Source organism: Cellvibrio sp. BR (assembly GCF_000263355.1).
Lineage (GTDB): Bacteria > Pseudomonadota > Gammaproteobacteria > Pseudomonadales > Cellvibrionaceae > Cellvibrio.
On record NZ_JH668205.1, the window covers coordinates 231,246 to 243,758 of the forward strand.

Annotated in this window: 11 protein-coding genes; 10 read left to right on the forward strand and 1 reads right to left on the reverse strand. The window is 53.7% G+C overall.

The window, feature by feature from the left end:
* On the forward strand, positions 1-942 hold the full coding sequence (locus tag O59_RS18125; protein ID WP_007645289.1) for a DMT family transporter: 942 nt from the start codon (positions 1-3) through the stop codon (positions 940-942).
* Here the strand turns inward: O59_RS18125 and sfsA are convergent.
* Positions 905-1,633 carry a DNA/RNA nuclease SfsA gene (gene sfsA / locus O59_RS18130; protein WP_007645290.1) on the reverse strand — a complete coding sequence of 243 codons (729 nt, stop codon included), beginning with the start codon at positions 1,631-1,633 and terminating at the stop codon, positions 905-907. The genes O59_RS18125 and sfsA overlap by 38 nt on opposite strands.
* 258 nt (positions 1,634-1,891) lie before the next feature.
* On the opposite strand from sfsA, the gene dksA reads away from it, so the two are divergent.
* The 9 genes from dksA (at position 1,892) to panB (ending at position 12,392) form a co-directional block, all read left to right on the forward strand.
* Positions 1,892-2,335: an RNA polymerase-binding protein DksA gene (gene dksA / locus O59_RS18135; RefSeq protein WP_007645291.1), complete on the forward strand. Its 444-nt coding sequence runs from the start codon at positions 1,892-1,894 to the stop codon at positions 2,333-2,335.
* 40 nt (positions 2,336-2,375) lie between these two features.
* Positions 2,376-3,326 (forward strand): tRNA glutamyl-Q(34) synthetase GluQRS, encoded by a 951-nt coding sequence (gluQRS, locus tag O59_RS18140; protein WP_007645292.1) that lies wholly within the window; start codon positions 2,376-2,378, stop codon positions 3,324-3,326.
* Between the two features lie 88 nt (positions 3,327-3,414).
* Positions 3,415-3,597 carry a hypothetical protein gene (locus tag O59_RS18145; protein ID WP_007645294.1) on the forward strand — a complete coding sequence of 61 codons (183 nt, stop codon included), beginning with the start codon at positions 3,415-3,417 and terminating at the stop codon, positions 3,595-3,597.
* A 56-nt stretch (positions 3,598-3,653) separates the two neighbouring features.
* A complete protein-coding gene (locus O59_RS18150; RefSeq protein WP_007645296.1) occupies positions 3,654-6,614 on the forward strand; it encodes an ATP-binding protein in 2,961 nt (986 codons plus the stop codon).
* Positions 6,615-6,699: 85 nt separating this feature from the next.
* Complete coding sequence (locus O59_RS18155) at positions 6,700-8,109, forward strand: sigma-54 dependent transcriptional regulator (RefSeq protein WP_007645298.1); 1,410 nt, start codon at positions 6,700-6,702, stop codon at positions 8,107-8,109.
* Positions 8,110-8,935: 826 nt separating this feature from the next.
* On the forward strand, positions 8,936-10,315 hold the full coding sequence (pcnB, locus tag O59_RS18160) for a polynucleotide adenylyltransferase PcnB (RefSeq protein WP_007645302.1): 1,380 nt from the start codon (positions 8,936-8,938) through the stop codon (positions 10,313-10,315).
* Between the two features lie 3 nt (positions 10,316-10,318).
* The gene (gene folK, locus O59_RS18165) at positions 10,319-10,810 is read left to right on the forward strand and encodes a 2-amino-4-hydroxy-6-hydroxymethyldihydropteridine diphosphokinase (protein ID WP_007645303.1); all 492 of its coding nucleotides are present in this window, start codon (positions 10,319-10,321) and stop codon (positions 10,808-10,810) included.
* Positions 10,811-10,828: 18 nt separating this feature from the next.
* A complete protein-coding gene (locus tag O59_RS18170) occupies positions 10,829-11,512 on the forward strand; it encodes a deoxynucleoside kinase (RefSeq protein WP_007645305.1) in 684 nt (227 codons plus the stop codon).
* A 37-nt stretch (positions 11,513-11,549) separates the two neighbouring features.
* Positions 11,550-12,392 carry a 3-methyl-2-oxobutanoate hydroxymethyltransferase gene (gene panB, locus O59_RS18175; protein ID WP_007645306.1) on the forward strand — a complete coding sequence of 281 codons (843 nt, stop codon included), beginning with the start codon at positions 11,550-11,552 and terminating at the stop codon, positions 12,390-12,392.
* The last annotated feature ends 121 nt before the right edge of the window (positions 12,393-12,513 follow it).

The window sequence follows — 12,513 nt, forward strand, 5'->3', positions numbered from 1 at the left end:
ATGCCCCACTCTCAGCGCCTTTCTATTGAAGGCATTTTATTGTTAATTGGTCTGGCCATTGGCTGGGGCATTAACTGGCCCATCATGAAATTCATCATCAGCGAAATTCCACCGCTGACTTTTCGCGCCTTTTGCCTGTTTTTTGGGGGGCTGGGCATTCTCGGGCTGGCGCGGGCGTCAGGTTTGTCGCTGGCACTGCCCAAGGGTTATGTCAAAAAACTGCTGTGGGTGTGCCTGCTCAATATCGTCGGCTGGAATGTAATGGCAACCTACGGCCTGAGCTTGCTGCCCGCCGGGCGCTCCGCACTGCTGGGTTACACCATGCCCATCTGGACGGTGCTGCTGTCGGTGTGGGTGCTGCAGGACAAATTCACCCTGCGAATTGGTTGTGCGCTGTTACTGGGGATTGGTGGCATAGCCGCGCTGATGAGCGAATCCTTGATCGCCTGGTTTAGTGGCCCGTTTAACCTGCAATTGCTGGTAGGTGCGCTACTGATGATTGCCGCCGCCTGGTCCTGGGGTGCTGGCACTGTGCTGATGAAACTCTGGCAGATCCCGCTCAACACGGTGGTACTCACCGGCTGGTTACTGCTGCTCGCCAGCCTGCCCATTATGGTCGCCGCCGCACTGGTAGACGGCCCCCCACAACACCTGCCCTCCACACTCGCGCTCTGGGGCGTGGTGTACAACGTATTTTTCGCGTTTATGTTTTGTTACTGGGCCTGGGTGCGCCTGGTGACGCTAGTGCCGGTGAGCGTGTCATCGCTCTCGTCACTGATGACGCCCTTGATCGGGGTGGTCTCCAGCATTTATTTGCTGGGCGAAGAACCCGGCTGGCCGGAGCTCAGCGCCACTATTCTGATTTTAGGCGCAGTAGCGGTGATCAATTTTGGCGGTAAAAAAGCTAATACAGCACCGGCAGCGACCGATCCAACACTATGAGCCCCTGTGCAGGCTTAATCTGTGCCGCATAGGCGATTACCTCCACTCCCGCCGCAATCGCGGCGCGCAAGGTCACACCATACACCGGGTCGATATGATCCGCCGGGCTCACCTGTTGAATACCCGTATGCTGCACACAAAATAGCAATACGGCTCTATGCCCCTGCGCCACCATTAACATCAATTCGCGCAAATGTTTGCTGCCGCGCTCACTCACGGCATCGGGAAAATAACCCTGCCCTTCCGTTTCCATCAAAGTGACGTTTTTTACCTCCAGATAGCAGAGGCGCGCATCCTGCGGGTGACCTGACAATAAAAAGTCGATGCGCGATTTTTCATCGCCGTAGACCACCTCGCGTTTTATCACCGTGTAACCCTGCAACTCGCGTATCACCCCCAGGGACAATGCATCCCCCACCAGTTCATTGGTGCGCGCGGTATTGATACCGGCCAGATGCCCGCCGGGCGCGCTGACCACTTCCAGCGTCTGTGGGTATTTGCGGGTTTTACTGGCGGATACCGAATACCAGCAGGGGCTGTCGGGCAGCACACAGTTTTTCATCGAGCCGGTATTGGGGCAGTGAATAGTGATTTCGCTGCCGTCGGGCAGGCGCACATCAGCGAGGAACCGTTTATAGCGCTTGAGTAATTGCGCGGGGTAAAACACAGGTATAGCGGATTGCTGATCCATAAATTAACGCCAGATGTGTAACGATAAGGTGACAAAAAAGTGACAAATTGAACCACAAATGCACCATTTTGCGGCTATAGTTTTTGTTTAGGACAAAACCCGGGACAGGATTCAAGCCAACACAGCTAACGGCGCCAAAAGCTGCGAAAAAACGCTAGCACTCGCATTTGTTATCTGATAGCTTGCTCCCCCTTCTAATTCTGCCCACCCCCTGGTGCAGATGATCGATGATCCAGGATGTCTTACGAGGCGCTACATATGGCGAAAAAATCTCCCTCTACTGAAACCTTCGCACTCCGCCCTTTCACTCCCTATGTGGAGAAAAAAGGTGAAGAGTATATGAACGACAACCAGAAGCTGCATTTCAGACAATTGCTGCTCAACTGGCGCTCAGAATTGATGGAAGAAGTAGATCGCACCGTTAGCCACATGAAAGACGAAGCGGCTAACTTCCCCGATCCCGCCGACCGCGCCAGCCAGGAAGAGGAATTCAGCCTCGAACTGCGCACCCGCGACCGCGAACGCAAATTAATTAAAAAGATTGACAGCACCCTGGAGCTGATCGAGAACAACGATTATGGCTACTGCGATGCCTGTGGCGTAGAGATTGGCATTCGTCGCCTTGAAGCGCGCCCAACCGCTACCCTGTGCGTGGATTGCAAAACCCTCGCCGAAATCAAAGAAAAACAAATCGGCGGCTAAGGCCGATTTGCCGGAGGCGGGGCCACCCGCCTCTTTTATTATGTCTGCCACTCCCTCTATAGATCCCAGCGTTACGCCATCCAAGCTTGATAACACCCGCTATCGCGGACGTTTTGCCCCATCTCCCAGCGGCCCACTGCATTTCGGCTCACTGGTCAGCGCGCTTGCCAGTTATCTCGATGCCAAAGCCAATCATGGCAAATGGTTGGTACGCATGGAGGATTTGGACCCGCCGCGCGAACAACCCGGCGCTGCCAGCTTGATTTTGCAGACACTCGAAGACCACGGCTTGCAGTGGGATGAACAAGTGCTCTACCAAAGCGCGCGCCATCAGTCTTATCAGGAGACCCTGGAGTGGTTGATCGCGCAGAATCTGGCCTACCCCTGCGGTTGCTCGCGTCAGGAATTAGCAGCGATGGGCGGTATTTACGATGGCCGCTGTCGCCACCGGCAAGTGGATCTTGCCAAGCCCTACGCCATTCGCCTGAAACTCTATGACATTCCCCATCGCCCACAGACTGAGTGGGTGACTTTTGAGGATTTGATCCAAGGGCAGCAAACCCAAAACCTGCGCACCCAGGCGGGCGATCAAATCCTCAAGCGGCGCGATGGCTTTTATGCCTATCAACTGGCGGTAGTGGTGGACGATATCCACCAACAAATCACCCATATTATTCGCGGCAGCGATCTGCTGGAGGTGACCGCACGCCAGCTATCTCTGTTCAACTTGCTCGATGCACCAACGCCCGCCTTTGGCCATTTGCCACTCGCGCTACAATCTAATGGTCAGAAGCTGAGCAAACAAAATCACGCCAAGGCTATCGACTCAGCACAAGCGAGCAGGAATCTGTGGCATGGGCTAGGCTTTTTAGGGCAGAATCCCCCTGTTGATTTGGCGCGCGCCTCTACCAGCGAACTACTCAGCTGGGCACAAACCCATTGGCGACGCCATGTGATTACCGGCCTTGGCCATCTGTACCAAGAAGAATAACAACACTAATTGACCACCGGCCAACCACAGCGCTACAAGCCATCACTATGCACCCGCTCGCAGGTCAGCGCTAACAGGAAACAGACTTATGAACAATCAACGCCTGGTTATCTTGCTCCTGCTGGTGGCCTACATATTTTCACCCAGCTTGTTCAATTGGATTCTCGACCCCCAAGGCGCCTGGTATCGGCCCTATATTGTGTGGGTTGGGGTGATAGTGGTGGCTTTTATTATGCAGACCCGACGCAAGAACTATCACGATTTTGATTAACACCGGCAGCGCGATCTAACCGAATTGAAACCAACTACCTATAAGAACATCACCCAATGACATTTGATCTCAGCCAAGTGGCGCTAATCGGTCTCTGCTATTTATTGTTGCTATTTGGCATTGCCTATATCACCGAGCGCGGTTGGATTCCCGAAGCAGTCACCTCCCACCCCATCACTTATATTTTGTCGCTGGGTATTTTTGCCAGCGCCTGGGCGTTTTACGGAGTAATCGATCTCGCCTTTCAATACGGTTACGGTGCACTGGCTTATTACATCGGCACCGGTGCATTATTTTTGTTTGCCCCCGTGGCGCTGGCGCCCTTGGCAGAACTGGCCCGCCGCCATCAAGTGCACTCGCTCGCCGACCTGCTGGTCTTTCGCTACCACAGTCACAGCGTCGGGGCACTGACCACCCTTTGTATGCTGTGCGGTATTTTGCCGCTGATGGCACTGCAAATTCAGGCGATTGCCGACACCATGCACATCCTCACTGTAAGCGGTAACCCCGCGCTGCCGCTGCAAGGCACAGGGCTAACCTTCAAGGATTTAATGGCGCTGTGCTATTGCGCCATTTTGGCCTTTTTTACCATTTCTTTCGGCGCCAATCGCGACCAACACCGCGGCCTGATTACCGCCATGGCGTTTGAGTCACTGATCAAAGTGTGTGCCATCGGCCTAGTGGCCGTATTTGGTGTATTTGACGGATTGGAAGGATTGGATCAATGGCTGTTGGATCACCCGGAAAATCTCGCACTGTTGCACAGCCCCATCCATACCGACTCGGCCCACACCTTGCTGCTGGTCTTTGTTGCCACCGCCGTTACCATGCCCCATATCTTCCATTTGGGATTGGCAGAAAACCCGCTGATGCGCAATTCGCATACCGTGACCTGGGCCTTCTCCTTATTCCTGCTGCTGATGGCACTACCCATCTTCCCGATTCTCTGGGCAGGCACTGAACTCTCGGTACCATTACCGCCGCAGTACTACACCCTGGGTATTCCTATTTTGTTCAACTCGCCGGGGCTGACCTTGCTCGCCTTTATTGGTGGCTTGTCGGCGGCAACCGGGGCGATGGTGGTGATTTCTCTGGCGCTCTCAACCATGGTGATGAACCACTGGTTGCTGCCAAGCCTGAAATTACGCACCCGTACCGACCTCTACAGCCAGCTCATCTGGCTGCGGCGGATTTTGATCGCCACGATATTCCTCGGTGCTTACCTGCTGTACTGGATTCTGGATAACCGCTTCAGCCTCGCCCATTTGGCCATGACTGCGTTTATCGAAACCTTGCAATTCCTGCCCGCCACCTTTGCGATTGTATTTTGGAGCAAGGGGAACCGACGCGGGGTGATCGCCGGTTTGGCTGTCGGCACCAGCGTGTGGGCTATAGGCTTGCTGTTACCCATGTTGACCGGCTTGGAGTTTGTCCCGCTTCCTTTTAATGACTGGACGATTCCAGTGGGGATTGAGTACTGGAGCCAAGTCACCCTGATTTCGATCAGTTTGAATACGCTCTGTTTTGTATTGATATCCCTGGCAACCACCCAGACGGAAGACGAACAATACAGCGCCGATGTCTGTGCTGCTGATGAACTGAGCCACCCGGTGCGCCAGGCGCTGGATGTACACTCCGCCGCCGAATTCAAACATCGTCTTGCCAAACCGTTAGGCAAAGTTACCGCCAGTCGCGAGGTGGATATCGCCCTCAAAGAACTGAGTTTGGGTATCGACGAACGCCGCCCCTACGCCCTGCGCCGCCTGCGCGACCAGATCGAGGGCAACCTGTCGAGCCTGATGGGGATTCACGTCGCCAGCGAGATTATGGATAAGTACATCCCCCATGTAGTGGCCGAAACCCACAACACCGTGGACATTAACCTGATTGAAAGCCGCCTCTCTGAATACCGCGAACACCTCACCGGTATGGCAGCGGAACTCAATACCTTGCGTCTCTATCACCGCAAAACCCTGGAAGAATTGCCGATGGCGGTCTGCTCACTCGGGCGCGACATGGAAGTGCTGATGTGGAACCGCGCCATGGCGGAATTGACGGGCATCCCCAGCGGCGATGTGACCGGTTCCTATCTGGAGGATATTCCCGAACCCTGGTGCAGCCTGTTAATCGACTTCAGCCAAAGCAACGAACCACATTTTTATCGCCGCGAGATAGAGCTGGACAATCGCCCACACTGGATCAGCCTGCACAAAGCCAATATTGAAGGCACAATTACGGCGGGCGTGTACGACCAGGTAATGCTGCTGGAAGATGTGACCGAGACCCAATTACTGGAGCAAGAGCTAGTGCATTCGGAGCGGCTGGCGTCGGTTGGTCGTCTCGCGGCGGGTGTCGCCCATGAAATTGGCAACCCAATCACTGGTATCGCCTGTCTCGCGCAAAATTTGAAGTACGATTCCACCGACCCAGCGGAAGTGTTGGAAACCGCGGAGCAGATCCTTAGCCAGACCGACCGCGTCGGCCGTATTGTGCAATCGCTGGTGAGCTTCTCCCACGCCGGTCACGCCAGCAAGACCGAATTTGAAGCCGTCTCCCTGCGCGACTGCGCCAATGAAGCCATCCACCTGCTCTCGCTGCAAAAGGATAAAAACCAGGTACTGTTCTGCAATGACATCCCCAAAACCGCCATTATTGCCGGCGATGCACAGCGGATGATTCAGGTTTTTATAAACCTTTTATCTAACGCACGGGATGCCAGCCCGGAGCAAGGGCGTGTTATGCTTGAAAGTAACGAAGATGAGGATTCGGTAACAGTTTTTGTTACCGATGAGGGGCATGGTATTCCGCCCGAACTGATTGAGCGCATTCTCGAACCCTTCTTCACCACCAAAGAACCCGGTGAAGGTACAGGGCTTGGATTGGCCATGGTCTACAGCATTATTGAAGACCATAGCGGCCATATGGACATCATCAGCCCCGCCGATACCGTTCACAATCGCGGCGCCCGTTTTGAGATTACCCTGCCGCGCCATCTGGATTCATTCATGGATGCCTGATCTGGAAAGTGAACAAAACCAGCGACTTGCAATACTATTTTGCAAGCTATTGACCAGTAACACTTAACGCAAGACCCGGATAGCTATGAGTAAGATTCTGATTGTTGAAGACGAAACCATCATCCGTACCGCGCTGCGCAAACTGCTTGAGCGCAACCAGTACGAGGTCAGCGAAGCGCCGTCAGTCAAAGAGGCCACGTCCAAATTCCAACTCAAGGATTTCGATCTAATAGTCAGCGACCTGCGCTTGCCAGGTGCACCGGGCACCGACCTGATCAAATTGGCAGGTGATACTCCCGTACTCATCATGACCAGCTATGCCAGCTTGCGCTCAGCAGTAGACTCCATGCGCATGGGCGCAGTGGACTATATCGCCAAACCCTTCGACCACGACGAGATGGTTAATGCCGTTAAACGCGTAATCGGCAAAGCCAAAGCGGCAAATAAGGCCGCCAACAGCACCCAAACTGCAAGTACTACCATTGCCGGCATGATTGGCACCAGCGATGTGATGCAGGACCTGTACAACCGCATCCATAAAATCGCCCCCACCAACGCCACTGTATTGATCCATGGCGAAACCGGCACAGGCAAAGAGCTTGTTGCCCGCGCGCTGCACGAAGAGAGCAACCGCAACAATCATCTGATGATCTCAGTCAACTGCGCCGCCATTCCCGACACCCTGATTGAATCCGAACTCTTTGGTTATGAAAAAGGCGCCTTTACCGGTGCTGCGACCAACCGTGAAGGCCTGGTTGCAGCAGCGGATGGCGGCACCCTGTTCCTTGATGAGATTGGCGAACTACCATTAGAAGCCCAGGCGCGCCTGTTACGCGTACTGCAAGAGGGAGAAGTGCGCCCACTGGGCTCGGTGGAATCGCGCAAGGTAGATGTGCGCTTAGTAGCAGCAACACACCGCGATTTGCGCAAACTGGCGCGCGAAGGCAAATTCCGCGAAGACCTCTACTTCCGGATCAACGTGATGCAACTGGAATTACCGCCGCTGCGTGAGCGCGGCCGCGACATTATCAGCATCGCCGAATCCCTGCTGCAGCGTTACTGTGCGCAGTTTGGCAAGCCACAACTGAAATTATCGTCTGCCGCAATGGACGCCATCATGAGCTACAACTGGCCGGGCAACGTGCGCGAGCTGGAAAACGCCATGCAGCGCGCCGTGATTCTCTGCGAAGACAGTACTGAGATAGGCGATCACCTGCTTTCCATCGACATGGACGCCCAAGACCTGAATGACAACACGGGCAGCTCCATTTTTGAGCCAGCACGTTTGGCTAGCCGCAGCAACGGTAGCAGTGCTACTGAAGACTTATCCCTGGAGGACTACTTCCAGCGCTTTGTACTGGAACATCAGGACACCATGAGCGAGACCGAGCTGGCACGCAAACTGGGTGTGAGCCGTAAGTGCCTGTGGGAGCGCCGCCAGCGCCTTGGCATTCCCCGCACCAAAGCCGGCGCGAGCGCCAGCAGCGGCAAATAACCGCCAGAGACAAAAAATCCCCGCCAGCCAAACCGCTCGCGGGGATTTTTCATTTTAGTGACACAATTTTTTGATTTTGACGCCAATAAAGTTGAATAAGGCGCCAATTCGTTACCCCCAGTCACGTGGGTGTTACCGCAAAAATACTGTTACCCACCCCATATCCGGTAACAATCGCACACCGATTATGTAACCGTCCGAAATAACCAAAAGACATATGGCGCACCACGAAAAAGTTAACCATATGATTACATTGAACTTTTCAATTCTGGCACAACAACTGCTTTTAGAGCGCCATAACAAAAACAAACAATAAGAATTAAATGTGAAAATCTAATAACAACAACAAATAATAAAAAACAGAAAGAAACGCAAAATAAGAACAATAGATAATAAAAAACTGAACATTACAAATAACAACAAGAAACAATAAGAAATGGAAAAAAGAACATAACAACAACAAACAATAACAACAGAAATAACATAATAATAACGAAAACAATAACTTAGACGTAGATTGGCCACGCTAGAAAACAAGAGCAATAAGACACTAAAATAAAGCGGATACAAACCAGGCACTGGATGGGATAGCACGCGAGATTGGATATGGGCACGGAAGCACCCCATTGAATGCCATTAGCACCTCGGTGCTCCCTCCAACGGGAAAGCGAAAGCTTTCCCGTTTTGCTTTTTGGGTTGTCCATTTTGGCTTTTGGCGATAACAGAATCACCTTGGCAGTAGCTGTCAAGGTCGTAAAAAACCTCACTCATCTGCTAAACTCGCGACTCTTGTGCAACTGACTGCCTAACCCCCCAGCGAGACACCATGCTCAAACGCTTGCTAAACCTCTTCACCTCCGGCACCAAGGATTCCGCCAAGGCATCCATTTCGCGCAACAGCGATGGCGCCGCAATAATTCCCCGCGACCAACATACGATCTCGCGCAAGAACATTAGTTCTGCCGCCATCAAAATTATCAAACAATTGGAAGATGCCGGTTTTGCTGCCTATCTGGTGGGCGGCGGTGTACGCGACTTGTTGCTGGGCGGTCACCCGAAAGATTTTGACGTGGCCACTAACGCCACCCCGGATGAAGTCAAACGTATTTTCCGCAGCGCGCGAATTGTTGGTCGCCGCTTCCAGATTGTGCATGTGCGTATGGGGCGCGAAGTCATCGAGGTAACTACCTTTCGCGGCCATCACGACGACAGCTCCCAACATGCCGCCCGCAGCGAAGATGGCATGCTGCTGCGCGATAATGTGTACGGTACACTTGAAACCGATGCAATGCGCCGCGACTTTACGGTCAACGCCCTCTATTACACCTTGAAAGATTTCTCGGTTATCGATTACTGCGATGGAATGAGCGACCTCAAAACCCGCACCCTGCGCATGATTGGTGACCCGGCCACCCGCTACAAAGAAGACCCGGTGCGCATACTGCGCGCGCTGCGTTTTGCCGCCAAACTCGGTTTTACGTTGGAGCCCAATACCGCCAAACCGATCCGCGAACTGGGCGGCTTATTACTCAATGTATCCGATGCACGCCTGTTTGAGGAGGTACTCAAACTATTCCTCAATGGCTCGGCCACAGCCACTTTTGCACTGATGCGCGATTATGATTTGCTGGTCCACCTGCTCCCAGGTACCGACAAGGCACTCAAGGCTGGCGATGAAGTTGGCGCCAACCTGATTGAACAGTGCATGATTAATACTGACAAACGTGTCCGCAGCGGTAAAACCGTCACTCCCGCGTTTATTTATGCCGCGTTACTCTGGCCTGCTCTGCAACAGCAGTTCAAGGTATTGAGCAGTCAGATGCCGCATACCCAGGCATGGTCACAAGCGGCACAAAATACGGTGAACCTGCAATTGACCCGCACCGCTGTCCCCAAACGCTTTCTGATTCCGATGCGTGAAATTTGGGATTTGCAACAGCGCCTGCCCAGCCGTCTGGGAATGCGCGCCCTGCGCACACTGGATCATCCGCGCTTTCGCGCGGCTTACGACTTCTTGTTAATGCGCGAAGCCGCTGGTGAAGCGCTGGATGGCTTGGGGGTATGGTGGACCAATTACCAAACCGCCAACGACGAAGAACGCGAAGAGATGGTGAAAAACCTGGCCAAACAAAGCCCAAAAAGTGCGAGCAAACCGCGCCGTCGCCGCCCACGCAAACCGGCCGCCGCCCCCGGCGGGAACGAATAAACCATGACGCTGGCCTATATTGGTCTGGGCAGCAATCTGGAGGATCCACTGGCGCAGGTAACACGCGCCTTTGATGAGCTATCAGCACTGCCGGATACACAGCTGCTTGAACGCTCTGCGATCTACAGCAGCAAGCCGGTCGGCCCCGCGCAACCCGACTTTATTAATGCCGTTGCGCTGCTGGATACCCAATTGGCGCCACTCGCCCTACTGGACGCGCTGCAAGCCATTGAGCAGGCGCACCAGCGGGTGCGCATTGAGCACTGGGGGCCGCGCACCCTGGATTTGGATCTGCTGCTCTATGGCGATCTAGTTATCGCCCATGAGCGCTTGACGGTGCCTCACCCCTACCTTACCCAGCGCAGTTTTGTGCTCTACCCGCTGGCAGATATCACCCCTGAATTACACCTGCCGGATGGCAGCCAATTGAGCAACTGGTTACACCAGTGTGCCCCTGATGGCCTGACTAAATTGCCATCCAACCCTGAGTGTTGATTGCTGCAAGGAGTTATCGTGGACGCTGTATTTGAAGAACTCGGTCTGGATTTAACCAACACCCAACTGCCGCGCTATATCGCGGTAGAGGGTTGCATTGGGGTGGGTAAAACCACACTGGCACGCAATATTGCGCAACTCTTTAATTACGACACCCTCCTCGAACAACCGGAAGAGAATCCGTTTCTGGAGCGTTTTTATCGCGACCCCAAATCCACCGCCCTGCCCACCCAATTATTCTTTTTATTCCAGCGCGCCAATCAGCTGCAGGCGCTGCGTCAGGACGATATTTTTGAGCCGGTGCGCGTGGCTGATTTTTTAATTGAGAAAGACCAGTTGTTTGCGCGCACCACACTCGATGACGACGAATTAAATATCTATCGCCAGGTCTACGACAAGTTGGTTATTAATGCCCCGCGCCCGGATCTGGTGATTTATTTGCAGGCACCACTCGATGTATTGCTGGAGCGCATTCGCCAGCGCGGTATCAGCGCCGAGCAACATATCAGCGCCGATTATTTAAAAGCACTCAGTGATGCCTATACCGAATTTTTTCATTTTTACGACGGCGCACCACTGCTGATTGTGAACGCCAAGGATTTAAACCTGGCGCAAAATCGCGATCACTTTAAACAGCTGGTGCAATATATCCTGACCATTAAAAGTGGTCGCCACTATTACAATCCGGTACCCGCACTGTAATTTAGCCGCGGCTCACACTTTATTTGGGGAGCAGACTATGCCCTACGCAACGATCAATAGCGGCACCTCCACGGCCAATACCGCACTGGTAAAAAACATCACCACCAACTCCTTGTACAAACTCAAAGCCAGCGGTGAAAAGTTTGTGGTGATCTCACTTTACGACGCGCATATGGCCGCGATGGCTCAACGCTGCGGCGTGGAAGTAGTCTTGGTGGGCGACTCCCTGGGCATGACGGTGCTGGGGTACGACAGCACCATTCCAGTCACTATGGAACAGATGATTTATCACGTGGAAGCGGTGGCGCGCGGCAATAAAAAGTCGCTCATTATTGGCGACCTGCCGTTTATGACCTACGCCACGCCGGACGATGCCATGCGCAACTGTATGCGCATCATGCAAGCGGGCGCGCAGATGGTAAAACTCGAGGGCGGCGCCTGGCTGGCCGATACCGTGCGCATGCTCGCCGAACGCGGCGTGCCGGTGTGCGCGCACCTGGGGTTAACCCCGCAATCCGTCAATAAATTTGGCGGTTTCCGGGTACAAGGGCGGGATGCGGCAAGCGCTGAAAAAATTCTCGCCGACGCTAAATTACTCGCCGAAGCCGGCGCCGATTTGCTGGTGTTAGAGTGTGTACCCGCCGCTCTGGCCGCGCGCATTACCCGCGAGATCGCCATCCCGGTGGTCGGCATAGGCGCCGGGCGCGATACCGATGCGCAAGTATTGGTGATTAACGATATTCTCGGCCTCACCGAGCAGCCGCCCAAATTTTCCAAAAACTTTTTGCTGGAAGCCCAGGATATTCCCGGCGCCATGCAAAAATACGTGGCCGATGTAAAGTCAGGTTTATTCCCTGGCGATGACAACATCTTCCTCTAAACTAGGTTTTCACAACATGGCCGCCAGCATAGGGCGGCCAGTATCGCCCACCATTCGGCATGGTTTCGGTCAATACCTTGATAACTGCAACGATTACAAAAAAGCAGTTAACGAATCACCC